Annotated in this window: 18 protein-coding genes, 1 tRNA gene and 1 rRNA gene; 3 read left to right on the forward strand and 17 right to left on the reverse strand. The window is 55.4% G+C overall.

Annotated elements, in window-relative coordinates; all coding sequences use genetic code 11:
- Positions 1 to 12: 12 nt before the first annotated feature.
- From ACR8BN_RS18175 to pepQ, 6 genes are all read right to left on the reverse strand, one after another.
- Positions 13 to 89: transfer RNA gene (locus tag ACR8BN_RS18175), tRNA-Ile, on the reverse strand.
- A gap of 73 nt (positions 90 to 162) precedes the next feature.
- Positions 163 to 1702: ribosomal RNA gene (locus ACR8BN_RS18180) — 16S ribosomal RNA — on the reverse strand.
- A gap of 410 nt (positions 1703 to 2112) precedes the next feature.
- Positions 2113 to 2646, reverse strand: coding sequence for a menaquinone-dependent protoporphyrinogen IX dehydrogenase (gene hemG / locus ACR8BN_RS18185; protein WP_143991262.1), 534 nt, complete (start codon positions 2644 to 2646; stop codon positions 2113 to 2115).
- 17 nt (positions 2647 to 2663) lie between these two features.
- Positions 2664 to 4115, reverse strand: coding sequence for a Trk system potassium transporter TrkH (trkH, locus tag ACR8BN_RS18190; RefSeq protein WP_010257200.1), 1452 nt, complete (start codon positions 4113 to 4115; stop codon positions 2664 to 2666).
- A gap of 32 nt (positions 4116 to 4147) precedes the next feature.
- A complete protein-coding gene (locus ACR8BN_RS18195; protein WP_010257205.1) occupies positions 4148 to 4765 on the reverse strand; it encodes an IMPACT family protein in 618 nt (205 codons plus the stop codon).
- Positions 4765 to 6096: a Xaa-Pro dipeptidase gene (pepQ, locus tag ACR8BN_RS18200; protein ID WP_083070395.1), complete on the reverse strand. Its 1332-nt coding sequence runs from the start codon at positions 6094 to 6096 to the stop codon at positions 4765 to 4767. Before pepQ ends, ACR8BN_RS18195 begins: the two co-directional genes overlap by 1 nt.
- A 186-nt stretch (positions 6097 to 6282) precedes the next feature.
- Between pepQ and fadB the strand changes: the two genes are divergently transcribed.
- The gene (gene fadB, locus ACR8BN_RS18205; protein WP_434747198.1) at positions 6283 to 8466 is read left to right on the forward strand and encodes a fatty acid oxidation complex subunit alpha FadB; all 2184 of its coding nucleotides are present in this window, start codon (positions 6283 to 6285) and stop codon (positions 8464 to 8466) included.
- Between the two features lie 10 nt (positions 8467 to 8476).
- The gene (gene fadA, locus ACR8BN_RS18210; protein ID WP_031590260.1) at positions 8477 to 9640 is read left to right on the forward strand and encodes an acetyl-CoA C-acyltransferase FadA; all 1164 of its coding nucleotides are present in this window, start codon (positions 8477 to 8479) and stop codon (positions 9638 to 9640) included.
- Between the two features lie 81 nt (positions 9641 to 9721).
- Here the strand turns inward: fadA and fre are convergent, their stop codons facing one another.
- From fre to pepE, 3 genes are all read right to left on the reverse strand, one after another.
- Positions 9722 to 10423, reverse strand: a complete 702-nt coding sequence (gene fre / locus ACR8BN_RS18215; RefSeq protein ID WP_010257219.1) for an NAD(P)H-flavin reductase — start codon at positions 10421 to 10423, stop codon at positions 9722 to 9724.
- Positions 10424 to 10464: 41 nt separating this feature from the next.
- A complete protein-coding gene (gene ubiD / locus ACR8BN_RS18220) occupies positions 10465 to 11949 on the reverse strand; it encodes a 4-hydroxy-3-polyprenylbenzoate decarboxylase (RefSeq protein ID WP_010257222.1) in 1485 nt (494 codons plus the stop codon).
- An 80-nt stretch (positions 11950 to 12029) separates the two neighbouring features.
- Positions 12030 to 12755 carry a dipeptidase PepE gene (pepE, locus tag ACR8BN_RS18225; protein WP_191939463.1) on the reverse strand — a complete coding sequence of 242 codons (726 nt, stop codon included), beginning with the start codon at positions 12753 to 12755 and terminating at the stop codon, positions 12030 to 12032.
- A gap of 206 nt (positions 12756 to 12961) precedes the next feature.
- Between pepE and rfaH the strand changes: the two genes are divergently transcribed.
- Positions 12962 to 13450 (forward strand): transcription/translation regulatory transformer protein RfaH, encoded by a 489-nt coding sequence (gene rfaH, locus ACR8BN_RS18230; protein WP_033734838.1) that lies wholly within the window; start codon positions 12962 to 12964, stop codon positions 13448 to 13450.
- On the opposite strand, the gene tatD is transcribed toward rfaH, so the two are convergent.
- The 8 genes from tatD to rmuC all read right to left on the reverse strand — a co-directional run bounded on the left by tatD (position 13447) and on the right by rmuC (position 20711).
- Entirely contained in the window at positions 13447 to 14229 is a 783-nt protein-coding gene (tatD, locus tag ACR8BN_RS18235; RefSeq protein WP_039390518.1) for a 3'-5' ssDNA/RNA exonuclease TatD, read from the reverse strand. The genes rfaH and tatD overlap by 4 nt on opposite strands.
- A gap of 88 nt (positions 14230 to 14317) precedes the next feature.
- Positions 14318 to 15076 carry a Sec-independent protein translocase subunit TatC gene (tatC, locus tag ACR8BN_RS18240; RefSeq protein WP_031590265.1) on the reverse strand — a complete coding sequence of 253 codons (759 nt, stop codon included), beginning with the start codon at positions 15074 to 15076 and terminating at the stop codon, positions 14318 to 14320.
- Positions 15076 to 15759, reverse strand: coding sequence for a Sec-independent protein translocase protein TatB (gene tatB / locus ACR8BN_RS18245; RefSeq protein WP_039390516.1), 684 nt, complete (start codon positions 15757 to 15759; stop codon positions 15076 to 15078). Before tatB ends, tatC begins: the two co-directional genes overlap by 1 nt.
- A 3-nt stretch (positions 15760 to 15762) precedes the next feature.
- Positions 15763 to 16017 (reverse strand): Sec-independent protein translocase subunit TatA, encoded by a 255-nt coding sequence (tatA, locus tag ACR8BN_RS18250; protein WP_039390514.1) that lies wholly within the window; start codon positions 16015 to 16017, stop codon positions 15763 to 15765.
- A 109-nt stretch (positions 16018 to 16126) separates the two neighbouring features.
- Positions 16127 to 17764 carry a ubiquinone biosynthesis regulatory protein kinase UbiB gene (gene ubiB, locus ACR8BN_RS18255; protein ID WP_031590268.1) on the reverse strand — a complete coding sequence of 546 codons (1638 nt, stop codon included), beginning with the start codon at positions 17762 to 17764 and terminating at the stop codon, positions 16127 to 16129.
- The gene (gene ubiJ, locus ACR8BN_RS18260) at positions 17761 to 18366 is read right to left on the reverse strand and encodes a ubiquinone biosynthesis protein UbiJ (protein WP_010257253.1); all 606 of its coding nucleotides are present in this window, start codon (positions 18364 to 18366) and stop codon (positions 17761 to 17763) included. Before ubiJ ends, ubiB begins: the two co-directional genes overlap by 4 nt.
- An 11-nt stretch (positions 18367 to 18377) precedes the next feature.
- Positions 18378 to 19136: a bifunctional demethylmenaquinone methyltransferase/2-methoxy-6-polyprenyl-1,4-benzoquinol methylase UbiE gene (gene ubiE, locus ACR8BN_RS18265; protein ID WP_008926452.1), complete on the reverse strand. Its 759-nt coding sequence runs from the start codon at positions 19134 to 19136 to the stop codon at positions 18378 to 18380.
- Between the two features lie 75 nt (positions 19137 to 19211).
- Positions 19212 to 20711, reverse strand: coding sequence for a DNA recombination protein RmuC (rmuC, locus tag ACR8BN_RS18270; protein WP_434747199.1), 1500 nt, complete (start codon positions 20709 to 20711; stop codon positions 19212 to 19214).
- Positions 20712 to 20789: the final 78 nt, after the last annotated feature.

A 20789-nucleotide genomic window follows, 5' to 3' on the forward strand; every position in this document is an offset into this window, starting at 1 on the left:
TGAGAAGAAATTTGGTAGGCCTGAGTGGACTTGAACCACCGACCTCACCCTTATCAGGGGTGCGCTCTAACCACCTGAGCTACAAGCCTGTAGAGGTTTTTTCTGCTCGTTACTTTTTATCAGACAATCTGTGTGGACACTGCGCGGGAAGGTATCTTCAGGTAAGGAGGTGATCCAACCGCAGGTTCCCCTACGGTTACCTTGTTACGACTTCACCCCAGTCATGAATCACAAAGTGGTAAGCGCCCTCCCGAAGGTTAAGCTACCTACTTCTTTTGCAACCCACTCCCATGGTGTGACGGGCGGTGTGTACAAGGCCCGGGAACGTATTCACCGTGGCATTCTGATCCACGATTACTAGCGATTCCGACTTCACGGAGTCGAGTTGCAGACTCCGATCCGGACTACGACGCACTTTGTGAGGTCCGCTTGCTCTCGCGAGGTCGCTTCTCTTTGTATGCGCCATTGTAGCACGTGTGTAGCCCTACTCGTAAGGGCCATGATGACTTGACGTCATCCCCACCTTCCTCCGGTTTATCACCGGCAGTCTCCTTTGAGTTCCCGACCGAATCGCTGGCAACAAAGGATAAGGGTTGCGCTCGTTGCGGGACTTAACCCAACATTTCACAACACGAGCTGACGACAGCCATGCAGCACCTGTCTCACGGTTCCCGAAGGCACTAAGGCATCTCTGCCAAATTCCGTGGATGTCAAGAGTAGGTAAGGTTCTTCGCGTTGCATCGAATTAAACCACATGCTCCACCGCTTGTGCGGGCCCCCGTCAATTCATTTGAGTTTTAACCTTGCGGCCGTACTCCCCAGGCGGTCGACTTAACGCGTTAGCTCCGGAAGCCACTCCTCAAGGGAACAACCTCCAAGTCGACATCGTTTACGGCGTGGACTACCAGGGTATCTAATCCTGTTTGCTCCCCACGCTTTCGCACCTGAGCGTCAGTCTTTGTCCAGGGGGCCGCCTTCGCCACCGGTATTCCTCCAGATCTCTACGCATTTCACCGCTACACCTGGAATTCTACCCCCCTCTACAAGACTCAAGCCTGCCAGTTTCAAATGCAGTTCCCAGGTTAAGCCCGGGGATTTCACATCTGACTTAACAGACCGCCTGCGTGCGCTTTACGCCCAGTAATTCCGATTAACGCTTGCACCCTCCGTATTACCGCGGCTGCTGGCACGGAGTTAGCCGGTGCTTCTTCTGCGGGTAACGTCAATCGACGCGGTTATTAACCTCATCGCCTTCCTCCCCGCTGAAAGTACTTTACAACCCGAAGGCCTTCTTCATACACGCGGCATGGCTGCATCAGGCTTGCGCCCATTGTGCAATATTCCCCACTGCTGCCTCCCGTAGGAGTCTGGACCGTGTCTCAGTTCCAGTGTGGCTGGTCATCCTCTCAGACCAGCTAGGGATCGTCGCCTAGGTGGGCCATTACCCCGCCTACTAGCTAATCCCATCTGGGTTCATCCGATAGTGAGAGGCCCGAAGGTCCCCCTCTTTGGTCTTGCGACGTTATGCGGTATTAGCCACCGTTTCCAGTGGTTATCCCCCTCTATCGGGCAGATCCCCAGACATTACTCACCCGTCCGCCACTCGTCACCCAAGAGCAAGCTCTCTGTGCTACCGTCCGACTTGCATGTGTTAGGCCTGCCGCCAGCGTTCAATCTGAGCCATGATCAAACTCTTCAATTTAAGTTTGATTTGCTTAAACAAGTTAAGCGGTGCTCATCTGTAAAACGTCATAATGAATTTCATTATGTGTTCACTCGTGAGGCTTGATATTTTTTTACGTCCGGAGACGCTGATATCAATCCTGCGAGTGCCCACACAGATTGTCTGATAAATTGTTAAAGAGCAGTGCGAACAGTGCGTTAGCGTCCTGTCGCGAGGTGGCGTATATTACGCTTTCCTCCTGCAGAGTCAACTTCTTTCTCAGAAGTTTTTCTCCGGCGGCTCAGTCTCCTGCGCCTCTCAACCTGTCATTCCGTTGCCGGTGTTCCGTGTCGATGGAGGCGCATTATAGGGAGTTTCCGCGGGCTGACAAGCGTTTATTACGAAAATATTATCGTTCGCAGTAATTTTCATCAAATCGCGCTATTTCGCTACGATTTGCCTGGTAACTGTGCAAAATCATTGGCAAAAGTGCGTACCTGCTGCCAGTCCGTGTACTCCACTTCTTTCGTCGAATCTGTCTCACCACCGGTCATGCGCATAATCAACTGAATCATGACGCGATCGAACCAGCGATAGCGCGGGTAATAGAGCGCGCCTGCGAACACGGCACAGCAATCAGGCTGCCACGGCGAGTGTGCCAGGAACTTCTGCGTATAGGCATTGGTTTCAGGAGAACGCTTCTCAGGTTTGCGCGCCGTCAGGTTCACCGAAAAGAAACCGCTGGTACGCTGCTGCAACTCATGAAGGTATTGTTTAACGAACTTATCGACGACCGGCTGAAAATGGCCATAGCGGATAGATGCGCCAATTAACACGCGATCATACTGTGCCCAGTCAGGCAGAGTGGCATCCTGAATGTTCAGCACATCACACTGCTGCTGCTGACGGATCACATCAGCAATAGAAGAGGCAATCTTCTTTGTTTGTCCGTCGCGAGTGGAATAGAGAATCAGCGCTTTCATGTCAGCATCCTTATTAATTATTCACGCCAGAAAGTAGGCGTGAACAGCACCAGCAAGGTGAATACCTCGAGACGCCCAAACAACATGGTGGAAATAAGAATCCATTTCGCCACGTCATTCATTGAAGTGAAGTTATCAGCTACGACCCCTAAGCCAGGGCCGAGGTTATTGAGCGTCGCGGCAACGGCAGCAAAAGCCGAGAAGTCATCAACACCGGTAGCGATGATCGCCAGCATGCTGATCAGGAACACCAGCGCATAAGCCGAGAAGAATCCCCATACGGCTTCAAGGATACGTTCCGGCAGCGCCCGGTTGCCCAGCTTAATGGTGTAGACCGCATTGGGGTGAACCAGACGCTTAAGCTCACGGTTACCCTGCTTGCATAACAGCAGTATGCGAATCACCTTCAGACCACCGCCGGTTGAACCGGCACAACCGCCGATAAAGGCGGAGCACAACAGCAGTACCGGCAGGAACAATGGCCAGCGTGCGATGCTGTCGGTCGTGAATCCCGCCGTCGTCGCCATTGAGACCACCTGGAAAAAGGCCTGGTTCAGCGTCTGCCAGCCACTTTCATAGACATTATGGAACCAGAGCACCAGAGTACAGATCAACACCAGTGTCAGCTGAACGCCAATAAACATGCGGAACTCAGGGTCGCGCCAGTACACGCGCAGATTGCGTCCGCTTAACATGGCAAAGTGCAGGCCGTAGTTACAGCCGGAGATCAGCAGAAACACCGCCACGATGGTATTGATAGTACCACTGTTAAAATAGCCGATACTGGCATCATGGGTTGAGAAGCCGCCAATGGCGATAGTCGAGAAGCTGTGGCCAATAGCATCAAACGCTGGCATTCCCGCCAGCCACAATGCCAGCGCACAGGCTATCGTCAGCAGAACGTAGATCAGCCAGAGTGTTTTGGCCGTCTCGGCGATACGTGGTCGCATTTTATTATCTTTCAGCGGCCCCGGCATTTCAGCGCGATAGAGCTGCATGCCCCCGACGCCCAGAATCGGCAGTATCGCCACGGCTAATACGATGATCCCCATACCGCCCAGCCACTGCAGCATCTGCCGATAGAAGAGAATCGCCTTAGGCAACGAGTCCAGCCCCACCAGCGTGGTAGCACCCGTGGTCGTCAGGCCAGAGAAAGATTCAAAGAATGCATCCGTCACCGAAAGATGCGGCTGTTCGGCAAAGATAAAGGGCATCGCCCCTACACTGCCCAGCACCGTCCAGAACAGGACCACAATCAGAAACCCTTCCCGCGGTTTGAGTTCGGTTTTCTTTTTGCGATTCGGCCACCACAGCAGCGAGCCGATCACCAGCGCCATCATAAAGGTCTGGCTAAATGCCCGCCCTGCGCCATCGCGATAAATTAAGGCGACCAGGCCGGGCAAAATCATCGTCACTGAAAAGAGGATCACCAGCAGACCGACTATGCGGGTAATGGCGCGAAAGTGCATTCAGCCGTTCCTTTAAATAAAAGAGATGAACATCATGGTGTGAGCGGGATCAGCGATAACGCGCCCCGACTAAAGTCTGACAGATTTTTTTTGAACCCGTCGATCTGTCCGTAAGGTACAGCCAGCGTCAACGCAATACGATCCTGAAACTGGCTGTCGGTCACCTTACCTTCAAAACGCTGTACCAGCCGTTCAATATCACTGAGCTGTGCATAGTCACATTGCAAAGTGAACAGCTTCATCGGCACTTTGCGCTGCCGTGGCAGCTGCTTAAGCCCCTGCTGGACGCCACCACCATACGCTTTCACTAAGCCGCCGGTTCCCAGCATGATGCCACCGTAATAACGCACCACCACAGCGGTAATCTCGCCAATATCCGCGCCCATCAGTTGCGCCAGCATCGGTTTCCCTGCCGTACCCGAAGGTTCACCATCATCAGAGAAACCGAGTTGCTGAGAATCATTCGGTGCGCCCGCTACCCAGGCCCAGCAGTGATGCCGGGCAGTGGGATGCTCGCTTTTAACCTGCTGGACAAACGCGCGCGCCGCCTCTGCACCCTCGGTGTGCGCCAGTAGCGTAATGAAGCGACTCTTTTTGATTGTCTCCTCACTGCTGCTCACTGGCACAGCGGGAATATCAAAGGCCTCCATCAGGCCAGATGCAGATCGCGGGTCATGTTCTCAACGCGATGCGCATGGATCACCACGTTATCCTCGATACGAATCCCGCCATAAGGCCGAAGCGCATCAATGGCCTGCCAGTTAAAGTGCTGACTGAAACGGCCTTCACGCAGCGGCTTCAGTAACGAGTCAATAATATAGAAGCCCGGCTCAATGGTTAATACCATGCCCGGTTGCAGCACGCGGGTGCAGCGAAGATAAGGATATTGCGCTGGCGCGGCGAGATGGGTGCCCTGCTCATCCTGCATAAAACCGGCAACGTCATGGACCTGCAGACCCAGCGGATGCCCCAGGCCATGTGGCATAAACGGACCAGTCAGATCTTCAGCCACCAGCGCTTCTTCACTGATTCCCTGAACCAGCTCAAACTTCAGCAACATCTTCGCAATACGCTGATGCATCTGAAGATGGTAATCGGTGTAGCGTACGCCCGGTTTCAGCGTGGCTATCAGGGCCAGCTCTTCAGTGTTCATCGCCTCAACCATTCTGGCATAGAGCGAACTGCTCTGCGCCGCATAGCTGCGGGTCAAATCAGCGGCATAGCCAAGATACTCGGCACCCGCATCAATCAAAAAGCTATGGCGTTTCGCCGGTGGCTGATGATCCAGCCGGGTGTAGTGCAGCACCGCAGCGTGCTCATTCAGCGCAATGATATTGCCGTAAGGTACATCGGTGTCGCGATGACCGGTAGCGGTCAGATACGCCTGATTGATATCGAACTCGCTTAAGCCCGCCGAGAACGCCTCTTTAGCAGCGCGATGACCGGCAACCGCCAGCTTCTGTGCCTGGCGCAGACAGGCGAGTTCATAATCAGTTTTGATGCTGCGATGGAAGTGCAGGAAGTCGATGACCGCTTTGGGATTAATATTGCCAGAGGCGATGCCGAGCTGAGACGCACGCGCGTTAACCGGGCCGATATAGGCGACGTTATCACGCTGTGCAGGCAGCAACTGCGCAATCTCATCCGCATTTTTCAGGCCGATAACTTCGACATCCCCGGTCCAGAAGCTATCCGGCAACGGTTCAACGTTATGCCAGTAATCCACCGGAGAGTAGAACCACAGTTTCGGTTTGTTCACCCCATCAATCCAGAGCCAGCAGTTGGGCACCTGCGTCACCGGCACCCAGGCCTTGAACTGCGGATTCACCTTAAATGGATAAGTGTGATCATCCAGAAACACCGTCAACAACTCACCGGAATGGATCAACATCGCATCCAGTTTATTGCGTGCCAGCACCTGCTGCGCCCGTTGTTGCAACGTGGCGATGTGAGCGTGATACAAGGTCTTCAGTGAATCCATTGACGTCTCTCCAGTGTCGCGAAATGGCCGCAGTTTAGCATACCCCTTGCGCAGATGCCGAAGTCGGCGCAGCTGTGATCTTGTTAGCAAATAAGCAAAGACCAGTTTGCAAAAAATTAACATCGCTCCCACACTCACGATCATCTGGTATGACCAGATCACTTTTCGCGGTTTCAGGAGACGCACATGCTCTACCAAGGCGCTAACCTTACTCTTCACTGGCTGGACGATGGCATCGCCGAGCTGGTTTTTGACGCTACGGGCTCGGTCAACAAGCTCGATACGCAAACTGTCGCCAGCCTGGGCGAGGCGATAGCTGTGCTGGAGCAGGAGCCAGAACTGCGCGGCCTGCTGCTGAGCTCCGCTAAACCTGCATTTATTGTAGGGGCAGATATCACCGAGTTCCTTTCACTGTTTGATGCACCCACCGAAAAACTGAGCCAGTGGCTGAGTTACGCCAACAGCATCTTCAATCGTCTGGAAGATTTGCCGGTCCCGACTCTGGCCGCCATTGACGGCTATGCACTGGGCGGCGGATGTGAATGCGTACTGGCAACCGATCTGCGTATCGCTACTGCGGACGCCCGTATTGGCCTGCCGGAAACCAAACTCGGCATCATGCCGGGATTTGGCGGGAGCGTGCGATTGCCGCGCCTGCTGGGTGCCGACAGTGCGCTGGAAATTATTGCGGCGGGAAAAGATGTCGATGGCAATGCCGCTCTTAAACTCGGTCTGGTCGATGCGGTGGTGTCTCGCGAGAAACTGCGTGAGGCGGGGATCATCATGCTCAAAGCCGCTGCCACTGATGGCAGCTGGCGCGCACGCCGGGCCCCTAAGCTGGCTCCGCTGAAACTCAGCCCGATTGAAGCGGCCATGAGCTTCACTATCGCGAAAGCCATGGTGCTGCAAACCGCAGGCAAGCATTATCCCGCTCCGCTGATGGCGGTAAAAACCATTGAAGCCGCAGCCAGCCTTGGCCGGGATGACGCGCTGAAACTTGAAACCGCAGCGTTTGTGCCGCTGGCCCAGTCTGATGAAGCACGCGCGCTGGTCGGCATCTTCCTCAACGATCAGTACGTGAAAGGTCTGGCGAAAAAGCGCGGCAGCGAAAGCGGCGCACCCGCTCAGGCAGCGGTACTGGGCGCAGGCATCATGGGTGGCGGCATCAGCTACCAGTCTGCGTGGAAAGGCGTGCCGGTCAGAATGAAAGATATTAATCCACAGGCGTTAACGCTGGGGATGAACGAAGCCAGCAAGCTGCTCAATAAGCTGCTGGAACGCGGCAAAATCGACGGCAACAAACTCGCCAGTGTGATCGCTACTATCCAGCCCACGCTGGATTACGCCGGTTTTGAACAGGCTGATGTGGTGGTTGAAGCGGTCGTAGAGAACCCGCTGATCAAGGCAAAAGTGCTGGCGGAAACCGAACAGCATCTGCGTAAGGATGCGATTCTGGCCTCCAATACCTCGACCATTCCCATCAGCCAGCTGGCGCAGGCGCTGCAGCGACCGGAAAACTTCTGCGGCATGCACTTCTTCAATCCGGTACCGCGTATGCCGCTGGTAGAGGTGGTTCGTGGCGAGAAAACCAGTGAAGCGACCCTGAGCAAAGTGGTGGCCTGGGCCAGCAAAATGGGCAAAACCCCCATCGTAGTGAATGACTGTCCGGGCTTCTTTGTTAACCGGGTGCTGTTCCCTTACTTCGCCGCTTTCAGCCTGCTGCTGCGCGACGGCGCTGATTTCCGTCAGATTGATAAAGTGATGGAAAAACAGTTTGGCTGGCCGATGGGCCCCTCATGGCTGCTGGATGTGGTGGGCATTGATACCGCGCACCACGCGCAAAGCGTCATGGCTGACGGTTTCCCGGATCGTATGAAGTATGACTATCGTGATGCGATCGATCTGCTGTTTGATGCCGGTCGTTTTGGCCAGAAAAATGGCAAAGGCTTCTGGCGCTGGGAAGAAGATAAAAAGGGCAAACTGACAAAAGTGGCTGATACCGAAGTGGATACGCTGCTGGAGCAGGTCTGCCAGCCTAAGCGGGTCTTTAGCGACGAAGAGATCCTGAACCGCATGATGCTGCCAATGCTGAATGAAGTAGTGCGCTGCCTGGAAGAGAAGATTATTGCCTCGCCAGCGGAAGCGGATATGGCGCTGGTCTATGGTCTCGGCTTCCCGCCTTTCCGTGGCGGCGCTTTCCGCTATCTCGATACCCTGGGCAACAGCAACGTGGTGGATCAGGCCCGGCGTTATAGCGCGCTCGGAGGCTTATATGCCCTGCCTGCGCTGCTGGTGCAAAAAGCCCATCAGCATGAAAGCTGGTATCCCGCCGCCAAACCGATTGATGAAGCCGCGCTGAAAAGCGCCTGAGGGCAAAAAGATGGAAAATGTGGTGATTATTGATGCGGTGCGCACGCCAATGGGACGTTCAAAAGGCGGCGCCTTTCGTCACGTGCGCGCTGAAGATCTCTCTGCGCACCTGATGCGCGAACTCCTGAGCCGCAACCCGGCGGTGAACCCGACATCACTGGATGATATCGTCTGGGGCTGCGTACAGCAGACGCTGGAGCAGGGATTTAATATCGCGCGTAACGCCGCGCTGCTGGCCGAAATCCCGCACTCAGTGCCGGCCACCACCGTCAACCGACTGTGTGGCTCTTCAATGCAGGCGCTGCATGATGCGGCCCGCGCCATTATGGTCGGTGATGCGCAATGTTGTCTGATCGGTGGCGTGGAGCATATGGGGCACGTGCCGATGAATCACGGCGTCGACTTTCATCCCGGTCTGGGCCGTACCGTGGCAAAAGCAGCAGGCATGATGGGCTTAACAGCTGAAATGCTGGCGCGGATGCATCATATCAGCCGTGAGCAGCAGGATGCATTTGCCCTGCGTTCGCACCAGCGGGCCTGGCAGGCCACCCAGCGCGGAGACTTTGCAACAGAGATTGTCGCCACCTATGGTCACGACAGCGACGGCATTCTTAAACGCTATGACTTCGATGAGGTGATTCGCGAGGAGACCAGCGCCGAAGGACTGGCAGCACTCAAACCCGCCTTCGATCCGGTTAACGGCACCGTCACAGCGGGCACGTCGTCGGCGTTGTCAGATGGCGCGGCCGCCATGCTGGTCATGAGTGAATCACGCGCCCGTGAACTGGGGCTGACAGCGCGCGCGCGCATCCGCAGCATGGCGGTGGTGGGCTGTGATCCTTCGATCATGGGCTATGGACCGGTACCGGCCAGCAAACTGGCATTAAAACGGGCGGGACTGAGCGTCAGTGATATCGATGTGTTTGAGCTGAACGAAGCCTTTGCCGCGCAGACGCTGCCGTGTATCAAGGACTTAGGTTTGCTGGAACGGATGGATGATAAGGTCAATCTGAATGGCGGCGCGATTGCGTTAGGCCATCCGCTGGGCTGCTCCGGCGCACGCATCAGCACGACGTTGCTGAATATTATGGAACGACGCGATGCCCGTTTTGGCCTCGCCACCATGTGTATCGGACTGGGTCAGGGCATTGCGACCGTATTCGAGCGTCTGTAATACGTTGAGTCTTACTTTGTCAGATTTACCCGCCAGTAAACCGGCGGGTTTTTTCTGTCTGCTACAGGCTGCTACAGGGGATCAGATAAAGGCAAACGCATCGCCGTACATCTGTGACTCCACTGCGCCACGCTCGGCACAGAAACGATCGCGCGCAATCTTCGCCATCTCAAAACGTCCGGCGATGTAGATCTCATGCTCGCTCAGCGTACTGAAGTCCTGCATCACTGCCGTCAGTACCGTGCCTGAGCGGCCCTGCCAGCCCGCTTCAGGTTGCTCGACAACCGGGATCACCTTCAGGTTCGGATGCTTCACCGCCAGCGCATCCAGCTCTTCCAGATCGTACAGATGCTTGAGTTCACGTCCGCCCCAGTAAATGGCGATATCGCGCTCTGGCTGTTCCGCCAGTGCAGTGAGCAGAATCGAACGGGCATAGGAGAAACCGGTGCCGCCTGCAATCAGAATCAGCGGCTTGCTGCTCTCTTCACGCAGCCAGGCATCGCCGTGCGGCATATCAACCGTAATCTGGCGATCGTTACGGATGCGATCCATGACGGCCATGGCATAGAGGTTCAGATCGGACGCGCCGATATGCAGCTCAATGATATCTTTTTCCATCGGCGTTGAGGCCAGTGAGAACGGACGCTTGTCACGCTCGTCCATCACCACCATCAGATACTGTCCCGCGCGAAAACTGAATTCCGCTTCAGGGATCAGGCGAACGCGATAGACCGTGTCGGTAATCGCCTCAACCGAAGTTACTTTACAGCTTAACGTTGTCATGCGTTCCCTCTGTCGGGTCGTCTTTATGGTTGTGCTCGCCATCAACGCTGTGGCGGCTGATCAAAAATACCTAGCTCATCCCAGATAGCATCAATGCGCGCGGTGACCGCAGGATCTTTGACGATAGGTGTACCCCATTCGCGCTGCGTTTCACCTGGCCACTTATTGGTCGCATCCATCCCCATCTTCGATCCCAGCCCGGAAACGGGCGAAGCGAAATCGAGATAATCGATTGGGGTATTTTCCACTAATACCGTATCGCGGGCCGGATCCATACGCGTGGTGATCGCCCAGATCACGTCGTTCCAGTCACGCGCATTAACGTCATCGTCACACACAATAACAAATTTGGTGTACATGAACTGCCGCAGAAACGACCAGACGCCAAACATGACACGTTTGGCATGCCCCGCGTACTGCTTTTTAATCGTCACGACCGCCAGCCGGTATGAACACCCTTCTGGCGGCAGATAGAAGTCCACGATCTCCGGGAACTGCTTCACCAGAATCGGCACCAGTACTTCATTCAGCGCCACGCCCAGCACCGCAGGTTCATCCGGCGGACGGCCGGTGTAGGTGGAGTGATAGATAGGCTTATGGCGCTGCGTAATATGCGTAACGGTAAACACCGGGAAGCTATCTACTTCATTGTAGTAGCCGGTGTGGTCGCCGTAAGGTCCTTCCGGCGCCATATCGCCCGCTTCGATATACCCTTCCAGCACGATTTCCGCGCTGGCGGGAACTTCGAGATCGTTCGAGAGGCATTTCACTACTTCAGTTTTATTGCCGCGCAGCAACCCGGCGAACGCATATTCTGACAGCGTATCAGGCACCGGCGTTACAGCTCCAAGGATAGTGGCGGGATCGGCACCCAGCGCCACCGAGACCGGAAAACGCTCACCCGGATGCGCTTTCGTCCACTCCAGATAGTCGAGCGCGCCGCCACGGTGCGACAGCCAGCGCATAATCAGACGATTTTTGCCGATCACCTGCTGCCGGTAGATCCCAAGATTCTGCCGCTCTTTGTGCGGACCGCGCGTCACGGTCAGCCCCCAGGTAATCAGCGGTGCCGCATCGCCCGGCCAGCACTTCATCACCGGAATGCGCGTCAGATCGACTTCATCGCCGCTGAACACCTCTTCCTGACAGGGTGCATTGCGCAGGCGTTTGGTCGGCATGTTCAGGACCTGCTTAAACTGCGGCATCTTATCGAACAGATCGCGGAAGCCTTTTGGCGGCTCCGGCTCTTTCAGGAAGGCCAGCAGCTTCCCCACTTCACGTAGTGCGCTGACCTCTTCCTGGCCCATGCCCATTGCCACACGCTTTGGTGTGCCGAACAGATTGCACAGCACCGGCATGTCGTACCCTTTCGGGTTTTCAAACAGCAGAGCCGGGCCACCGGCACGCAGGGTGCGGTCGGCGATTTCGGTCATTTCCAGTTCAGGATCGATCGACTGGGTAATGCGCTTTAGCTCACCGCGCTGTTCGAGCAGCGCGAGAAAGTCTCTTAAATCGTGATATTTCATGCGGCTTTAGCTTTCCGGCCAGAGTGAATCGGCCATTATAGGTCTGATTAAGCGGTTATGCTGAGGTTTATATGGCAGCGTCATACGCACTGAAAGGGAACCAGCGGTTGTAACGCGCGGGCATCGTGATACCCCTGAATCGGCTCGCCGTGGCGAAACAGTTTAAAATCTTCGTTTCGCACGCTGTGATAGCGCAGCTGATTGTCGTGAAGGTGCAGAAAACTACCTTCACGCAGTGCAATCACAGACTCGGTCGGATTAACTGCACAGAACTCTGCCAGCCGTTCGTCGCGGGTTTCGCCCATATGCCCGCTGACGCTGGCATCCAGATAGTGGGGATTAATCTGCACCGGAAAGAGTCCCAGCGCAGGCAGCACCACGCTGCTGCGCACCGGCATATCATTCGTGGTACGGATTGAGGGCGTCGCCACGTTGCAGCCTGCGCTCCAGCCGACATAAGGTACCTGCCGCTCCCGCACCGCGCGCTGAATCGCCCCGATCAGACCCTGCTCATGCAGCATCTGATTCAGGAACCAGGTGTTACCGCCGCTGACTAAAATCAGCTCTGCCTGCGCAATCGCTTCAGCCGGTGAGGCGAATGCCTGAACCCGCTCAACCTGAATACCCAGAGAGGCACTAAGTTCGGCGGCGCGTTGCTGCTGATCGCCACGAATAATCGCGTAGGGGATTAATACCGCCGAGCGAATAGCGCGTTGGGCGATCATGGCGTGCAGCTGCGGCTGCGCATAGCCCAGCAGCGGCGCATCATCGGCCAGCTTGCCGTTGCTCAACAGAAAGAGTTCCATCAGAGGATCCTTTTGCAGATGTGATGGTCATTGAGTCTGATACAGAGCAATAGCAGACGTCAATTTTCAGTCACCTTTTCTGCTGCCATCGGGCATCTTAAGAAAAGTCTCAGTTTATTTTCTTTGCGGGACGCTTTACCCTGCCCCTGCGCTATAACTCTGGCAGCAGGTTTGCTATTCTTAGCGTCCATTCAATGGGAGCAGTTATGGAATCCTGGTACTTACTCTATTGCAAACGTGGACAGCTACTGCGCGCGAAGGAGCATCTGGAGCGGCAGGAAGTGCATTGCCTCAGCCCGATGATCGCTCTGGAAAAGATCGTGCGCGGTAAACGCACCACCGTGAGTGAGCCACTGTTCCCGAATTATCTGTTTATCGAGTTTGATCCGGAAGCCATTCACACCACGACGATCAGCAGTACCCGTGGTGTCAGTCACTTTGTGCGCTTTGGCACGACGCCCGCGACCGTGCCTTCAGCCGTGATCGAAGCGCTGGAAACGGACGTTCCGCAAATCCTGCTTGACCCTGAAACGCCGCAAAGCGGCGATGAAGTGGTCATCACCGAAGGGACGTTTGAAGGGCTGCGCGCCATCTTTGCCGAGCCGGATGGCGAAACACGCTCGATTCTGTTGCTTAATTTGCTGAACAAGCAGGTGATGCGCAGCGTCGACAACAAGCAGTTCCGCAAGATTTAAGCCAGTCTGAATAACGTCCGCGCATTATGGTCGATGCGGGTCGCAAGTTCCTCAGCACTCTCACCACGCCATGTCGCCACCTGATGCACAATATGCGGTAAAAAGCAGGGTTCATTACGGCGCGAAGTCGGGCGTGGACGCATGTCTCGCGGCAGCAGATATGGGGCATCCGTTTCCAGCAGCAGGCGATCGGCCGGAATCAGTGGCAGCAGCTCGCGCAACTCCAGACCACGGCGCTCATCGCATACCCAGCCCGTAATTCCTACCGATAATCCCATGCCCAGACAGGCTTCCAGTTCGTCACGCGTGCCGGTAAAGCAGTGGATCACCGCGCCAGGCAATTTTGGCAGCCAGGGCGCCAGCACTGCGGCGAAACGCGCATGGGCTTCGCGGCAGTGCAGAAAGACCGGCATATTGAGTTCCGCCGCCAGAGCCAGCTGCGCATCAAACGCATACTCCTGCTGCTCATGAGCCGACAGGTTGCGATTGAAATCGAGTCCGCACTCACCGATGGCAACCACTTCCGGTTTTTCAGCCAGACGACGCAGGGTGCTGGCAATTTCCGTTGACCATTCGCTGGCATGATGAGGATGGACGCCAGCAGTAGACCAACAGAAGCCCGGTTGATCCTCAGCCAGTCGCTGAGCCTGCTGGCTCTCCAGCGCGTTAGTGCCGGTAATAAGCATGCCGGTGACGCCCGCATCACGCGCGCGTTTAACCACCTTTTGCCGATCGGAGGCGAATTGCGTGCTGGTCAGGTTTACACCGATATCAAACATAATTTTTCCCACAGTTTATAAACAAAAACCGCCCATCAGGGCGGTTTGGATTGATCGCTTCCCGCCAGTGCGGGTAAAGCTGTCCGCATCAGGAGTCGGTATTCTCGTCTTCATCCTGTAACCGGCGGCCTTTACCCACATAGTAACGGGAAAAGAATACGCCGACTTCAAACAGGCAGTACATCGGAATAGCGAGCAAAGTTTGGGAAAAAACATCCGGCGGTGTGAGCAACATCCCGACCACGAAGGCGCCCACCAGAATATAGGGACGTTTCTTCTTCAACTCTTCCGGGCTGGTGATCCCGGTCCAGCACAGCAACACAATCGCCACCGGCACTTCAAACGCCACGCCAAATGCCATAAACAGCGTCATGACAAAATCGAGATACTTAGAGATATCCGTTGCTACGGTCACGCCGATCGGCGCTGTCTTGGTGAAAAAACCAAATGCCAGCGGGAAGACCACGAAATAGGCAAAGGCCACGCCAAAGTAGAACAGGAAGGTGCTGGAAAACAGCAGCGGCATAACCAGCCTGCGCTCATGCCGGTAAAGCGCCGGGGCGACAAATGCCCAGACCTGATAGAGGATCACCGGCACCGCAAGAAACACCGACACAATAATGGTCAGCTTAATCGGGGTGAAAAACGGTGAGGCCACATCGGTCGCGATCATGCTGGAGCCCACCGGCATCTGGCTGATTAGCGGTGCCGCGACCAGCTGGTAGATGTCGTTGGCGAAATAAACCAGCACCAGGAAAATCGCTAATACGGCGATGATGCAGTTCAGTAGGCGCTTACGCAGCTCAATCAGATGACTGATGAGCGGTTGGGTATCTTCAACGGCCATTATCGTTCATCACTTGCAGAAGAGGGGGTAGCGGAATGACGCGCAGGATCTGCCGGCCTGGCAACGTCGCCAGCGGGTACCTGTGCCGGTGCGCTGGCCACAGCGGTTGGTGCGGCAGAGGATTGCACCGCCGGACCTGATGAAACCGCTGGAGAAGCCGGTGCCGGAGCAGTGGCGACGGCAGAAGGTGCAGCAGAGGATTGCGCCGCCGGACCTGAGTCTGAAACCGCAGACGGCGTCTGTGCCGGGGCACTGGCCTGGTGTTCTGCAGTAGCCGGTGTCGCCGAAGGCTCAGACGCAGCAGGCTCAGAGACCGGATGAGGCGCGGGCCTGTGCTGAGCCGAATGGATGGTGTTTGCCTCGTCTTCCTCTTTTTCAATGTCGATGCTCTGGCTGACCGAGCGTTTCATTGAATCCGCAGTTTTACGCAGCTCTTCCATTGACTCTTTCAGCTCAGGTGAGAGCGTGCCACGGCCCGCTTCTTCCACCTTTTTCAGGCTCTCCTGCAACTCCTGCAACTTGAGCTCCTGCGCCAGTTCATGTTGTACATTGGCTGCCAGCGAACGAATCGCCCTGATCCAGCCGACCACGGTTTTCACCGCAACCGGTAAACGTTGCGGGCCGAGTACAATCAGCCCGATCACGAACACCAATACCAGTTCACTAAAACCAATATCAAACACGGTTTACACCTGCTTGTCGTTCTTGGCTTCTTCTTTGTTAGCCGAAGTTTGCTGTTTGTCCGCCAGCGTTTTGGCAGCGAAGTCAGCGTCCTGCTCTTTCGGTTGATCCTTTTTGTCGTCCTCGTCACTCATGGCTTTTTTGAAGCCACGAATCGAAGAACCCAAATCTGAACCCAGATTACGTAATTTGTTAGTACCGAACAGAAGTACAACAATCACGGCAATGATTACCAATTGCCAGATACTAATACCGCCCATGAGATAGCCTCTAATATTCTGTGAAAACGATGAGGTAATGCACCACAGAGTGCCCTTTTCAACCGGGCCTGAGCCAGCGACATTACCTTTTTTTAGACGGACGTGACAATCAGTTTGTCTTACGCCAGCCGATTAACCAGGAGACAATTCCTGCTGCCATTAACACCGCCGGGAAAAAGTCCCAATCCGGTCGGGTGAGCAGCACAGCCGTTCCGCTTAACAGCAACGTTGCACCGACGCCGAACAGGTAACGCGCCTGATGGTGCCGGACGCGCTGCGCATTCATATCGCCCACTAATTTATCGACGCTGTGCCGTAAAAGTTTGTGCTGGCGCATGCTGTCGTAAAACAGCTCCGGCAGCTCAGGGAGCTTCTCAGCCCAGAATGGCGCTTTCTCTTTTACCGCACGGATAATAGCCGGTAATCCCACCTGATCTTTAATCCACTCTTCCAGGAAGGGCTTGGCTGTCTTCCACAGGTCGAGCTGCGGATAGAGCTGACGGCCGATGCCTTCAACATAGAGCAGCGTTTTTTGCAGCAGGACCAGCTGCGGCTGCACTTCCATATTAAAGCGGCGTGCAGTGTTGAACAGGTTCAGCAGCACATGCCCGAAGGAGATTTCAGCCAGCGGTTTTTCAAAAATCGGCTCGCAGACTGTGCGAATCGCAAACTCGAAATCTTCTACGTTGGTATCGGGTGGCACCCAGCCTGAGTCAACGTGCAACTCCGCGACCTTACGGTAGTCACGGTTGAAGAAGGCGATAAAGTTTTCAGCCAGATAGCGCTTATCTTCTTTGTTCAGTGAACCCACGATACCGCAGTCGATGCCGATATATTGTGGATCTTCCGGATGTTCGTAGCTGACAAAAATATTGCCCGGATGCATATCCGCATGGAAGAAGCTGTCGCGGAAGACCTGGGTGAAGAAGACCTGCACGCCACGTTCTGCCAGCAGCTTCATATTAACGCCATGACGCTCCAGCGTGGCAACGTCTGAAATCGGAATGCCGTAGATGCGCTCCATCACCATCATGGTTTCGCTGCAGTAGTCGGAATAGACTTCCGGCACATAGAGCATGCGGCTATCTTCAAAATTCCGGCGCAGCTGAATGGCGTTAGCCGCTTCACGTAACAGATTCAGCTCATCAAGCAGGGTTTTCTCATAATCACGCACCACCTCGACCGGACGCAGACGACGGCCATCCGGCAACAGGCGCGGGACCCAGCGGGCCAGGCGATAAATCAGCTTCATGTCCGCCCGAATCACCGGCAAAATATCGGGGCGAATCACTTTGATCACCACTTTCTTGCCGTTTGATTTCAGCGTGGCGGTGTGCACCTGCGCAATGGATGCCGAAGCCAGTGGCTTGATATCAAAATCATCAAACCAGGTTTCAATCGGCGCGCCCATTGAAGCTTCAATCTGCGCTTTGGCTTTGACGCCATCGAACGGCGCAACGCGGTCCTGCAGGATCGCCAGTTGATCGGCAATCAGCGGCGGGAAGAGATCACGACGGGTCGACAGCATCTGGCCAAACTTGATCCAGACCGGACCCAGCTGCTCCATCGCCATGCGCATACGTGCGCCGATCGGTTCATGCTGATGCAGATTAGGGATCCAGAAAACAGAGCGACGCCACAGGCGAAACAGGAAAGTGAGGCGTGTCTGAGGAATCAGTTCATCAAGGCCATAGGTCAGAAACACCTTCATGATCAGATATAAGCGGCGGATCTCTCCAAAACTCATTTTGCCTCCAGCTGCGCAAGACGCGCATCAAGCGCCTCAAGCGAACGTTCCATCGCGTCGACCTCCTCAGAAAACCAGGCTAATTCCAGCGAGCCAGGCGCAACACGCCACTCTTCGGTTATGGCCTGTCCGAGATAATCCTGGCGACGCTGCACTTCACCTTTGAAAAAGCGTAATGCCTGTTGTGAGCGCTGGCTGATCCCCTGTGCGGCGATATCGCCGACCCAGGGAGCCAGATATTCTGCCGGATCCAGCTCAGCCAGATCCATCAGCGCAGAGAACTGCTGCACCACCTGCAGGTCACCTTCAACCTGCAGTTCACCGCTACGGATCAGCGGCGTCAGCTGCTGGCGATCGCGCAGCTTCGGCAGGGTTTTCAGCGAGGTGATCACCGTGCAGTCACTGCGATCCTGCCAGTCAGCTAACACATCGACCTGCTGTTCACTGAAGACCAGCACCAGCGGATGAGAGAACTCATTCAGGCGCAGCGTCAGCACTTTGCCATTCAGGCGTTGCCGCGCCGGTTTCAGGCCACGATCGCGATAGAGAATACGGTTCAGCGCCGTTTCCAGGCCCGCGGTAATCAAGGGCGTCAGGTTCATTACCATCTCACTCAGAACTTAAATCCACGATGCAGCGCCACAATGCCGCCGGTCATATTGGAGTAAGTGGTATTTTCAAAACCAACATCGTTCATCATCGCTTTCAGGGTCTCCTGATCGGGATGCATACGGATCGATTCGGCCAGATAGCGATAGCTCTCTGCATCCTGCGCCACCAGTTGTCCGATGCGCGGCAGAATGTGGAACGAGTAGGCGTCATACGCTTTGCTCAGCGGATCCAGGACGGGTTTAGAGAACTCCAGCACCAGCAGGCGTCCGCCCGGCTTGAGTACCCGGAACATAGAGGCCAGCGCCTTCTCTTTTTCCGTAACGTTACGCAGGCCAAAAGAGATGGTAATGCAGTCGAAATAGTTATCGGGGAAAGGCAGGGCTTCGGCGTTGGCCTGTACGTAACTCACGTTGCCGACCACGCCCTGATTGCGCAGCTTTTCGCGGCCCATCTTCAGCATGGAACTGTTGATATCGGCCAGTACAACCTGACCCGTTTCGCCCACCAGACGAGAAAATTTAGCCGTCAGATCGCCGGTACCACCCGCCAGATCCAACACGCGCTGACCGCGACGTACGCCGCTGCTGTCAATGGTAAAACGCTTCCAGATACGATGGACGCCAAACGACATCAAATCGTTCATCAGGTCATATTTTGCCGCTACGGAGTGAAACACGTCCGCGACTTTGTCAGCTTTTTCGCTTTTGGCGACCGTCTGAAAGCCAAAATGGGTAGTTTCCTGCTGTGATTCATCTGCCATCGGTTTTACCTGCTCCACAAACAATACTTCCCGAAGTGTATCAGAGTCACGGAAGCCAGGCACGCTGCGCCCATACTATTCGTGGAGGCGCCTCACACGCATCGCACTCTCATCCGCATCACTGTCATCATCTGCGTCATCAGCCGCCCGGTTTTCCGGCATGGCTTGTTCGGCCAGTTGAGGATTGATTGGTCGTTTGATCTCCACACCCAGCGCACGAAATCCTTCAGTCTGCGCAATCAGATTGCCGCGCCCTTCTGACAGCTTTTTCATCGCCTCGCGATAGCTGTTCTGTGCTTTATCCAGGCTGTGACCAATGCCGCTCATGTCATCGACAAACAGCCGCATCTTGTCATAGAGCCGCGTTGCCCGATCGGCAATACGCTGTGCATTGCGGCTCTGATGCTCATAGCGCCACAGGTTATTAATGGTACGTAACGCCACCAGCAGCGTGGTGGGGCTGACCAGCATGATGTTCTGCTGCAGCGCCTCGCCAATCAGCTCAGGCTGGCGGTCAATGGCCAGCAAAAAGGCGGGCTCCACCGGGATAAACATCAGCACATAATCCAGCGATCGTAAGCCGGGCAATTGTTGATAATCTTTTCTTCCCAGCAGTCGGATGTGCGCCCGCATAGCAGCGACATGTTCCTGAATAGCCTGCTCTCGTTCGATCTCATCATCCGCATTGAAGTAGCGCTCATAGGCCACCAGCGTCATTTTGGCGTCCACCACCACATCTTTGCCCTGCGGCAGGCGTACAATCACATCCGGCTGCATCCTGCCCTGCTGTTCTGACTGAATGCTAACCTGGGTTTCATATTCGTAGCCTTCACGCAGTCCGGAGGCTTCCAGTACCCGGCTCAGCACCACTTCACCCCAGTTGCCCTGGATTTTATTATCGCCCTTCAGCGCTTTGGTCAGGTTAAGCGCCTCCTGCGCCATCTGCGCATTCAGCTGCTGTAACTGCCGGATTTCATGGGTCAGGGTATGCCGTTCACGCGCCTCTGCGCCAAAGCTTTCATGAACCTGACGACGAAAGCCATCAAGCTGTTCACGCAACGGGCCAATCAGCCCGTCCAGACTTTGCCGGTTCTGCTCATCGACGCGACGGCCGCTGTTTTCGAAAATACGGTTGGCGAGGTTTTCAAACTGGGCGCTGAGGCGTTGTTCGCTATTGGTCAGCAGGCGCTGTTTCTCTTCTGCGGCGAAACGGGTCTCTTCAAGACGAATGGTCACTTCCCGCAACTCCGCTTCCTGCGCGCTGTTGACCTCCAGCTGATTGCGCAGTTCACGATTAAGCTGCTCACTTTCATTGCGCCAGTAATCGTGCTGTTGCAGCCGCTCATTGGCGCCGCTCAGCGCGCCGTGCAGCTGACGAAGCTCCTGCTCACGCTGCTGCGTCTGCTGCTGAAGCTGTTCGATTTGCTGCTGCTGACGCTGTTGCGCCTCTTCCTGCAGACGGCGCTCGGTCTGGAAACTGGCGACCTGATGGCCGGCACGTAACTGTGCCAGCATCCAGCCAATCCCTAACCCGGCAAGCGCCAGACAGGCGCTGATAATGATGTGCTGATCCATGATTTCCCCCGCGACTCAGGCTGCTGAGGGAAAGGTAGAGTCGCACTGTATGAATGTCCAGATAATTTTAGCAGGATT

Origin of the sequence: Pantoea sp. Lu_F5_004, from assembly GCF_051136245.1 — a bacterium.
GTDB classification, from domain to species: Bacteria; Pseudomonadota; Gammaproteobacteria; order Enterobacterales; family Enterobacteriaceae; genus Pantoea; species Pantoea agglomerans.

Excerpts from the sequence above, each read along its gene's own strand:
- ubiJ (WP_010257253.1), bottom strand. The coding sequence starts at position 18,366 with ATGAACCTGACGCCCTTGATTACCGCGGGCCTGGAAACGGCGCTGAAC.
- tatD (WP_039390518.1), bottom strand. The coding sequence starts at position 14,229 with ATGTTTGATATCGGTGTAAACCTGACCAGCACGCAATTCGCCTCCGAT.
- rmuC (WP_434747199.1), bottom strand. The coding sequence starts at position 20,711 with ATGGATCAGCACATCATTATCAGCGCCTGTCTGGCGCTTGCCGGGTTA.
- pepE (WP_191939463.1), bottom strand. The coding sequence starts at position 12,755 with ATGGAACTCTTTCTGTTGAGCAACGGCAAGCTGGCCGATGATGCGCCG.
- ACR8BN_RS18195 (WP_010257205.1), bottom strand. The coding sequence starts at position 4,765 with ATGGAGGCCTTTGATATTCCCGCTGTGCCAGTGAGCAGCAGTGAGGAG.
- tatC (WP_031590265.1), bottom strand. The coding sequence starts at position 15,076 with ATGGCCGTTGAAGATACCCAACCGCTCATCAGTCATCTGATTGAGCTG.
- fadB (WP_434747198.1), top strand. The coding sequence starts at position 6,283 with ATGCTCTACCAAGGCGCTAACCTTACTCTTCACTGGCTGGACGATGGC.
- hemG (WP_143991262.1), bottom strand. The coding sequence starts at position 2,646 with ATGAAAGCGCTGATTCTCTATTCCACTCGCGACGGACAAACAAAGAAG.
- tatA (WP_039390514.1), bottom strand. The coding sequence starts at position 16,017 with ATGGGCGGTATTAGTATCTGGCAATTGGTAATCATTGCCGTGATTGTT.
- trkH (WP_010257200.1), bottom strand. The coding sequence starts at position 4,115 with ATGCACTTTCGCGCCATTACCCGCATAGTCGGTCTGCTGGTGATCCTC.
- ubiB (WP_031590268.1), bottom strand. The coding sequence starts at position 17,764 with ATGAGTTTTGGAGAGATCCGCCGCTTATATCTGATCATGAAGGTGTTT.
- ubiD (WP_010257222.1), bottom strand. The coding sequence starts at position 11,949 with ATGAAATATCACGATTTAAGAGACTTTCTCGCGCTGCTCGAACAGCGC.
- pepQ (WP_083070395.1), bottom strand. The coding sequence starts at position 6,096 with ATGGATTCACTGAAGACCTTGTATCACGCTCACATCGCCACGTTGCAA.
- ubiE (WP_008926452.1), bottom strand. The coding sequence starts at position 19,136 with ATGGCAGATGAATCACAGCAGGAAACTACCCATTTTGGCTTTCAGACG.
- rfaH (WP_033734838.1), top strand. The coding sequence starts at position 12,962 with ATGGAATCCTGGTACTTACTCTATTGCAAACGTGGACAGCTACTGCGC.
- fre (WP_010257219.1), bottom strand. The coding sequence starts at position 10,423 with ATGACAACGTTAAGCTGTAAAGTAACTTCGGTTGAGGCGATTACCGAC.
- fadA (WP_031590260.1), top strand. The coding sequence starts at position 8,477 with ATGGAAAATGTGGTGATTATTGATGCGGTGCGCACGCCAATGGGACGT.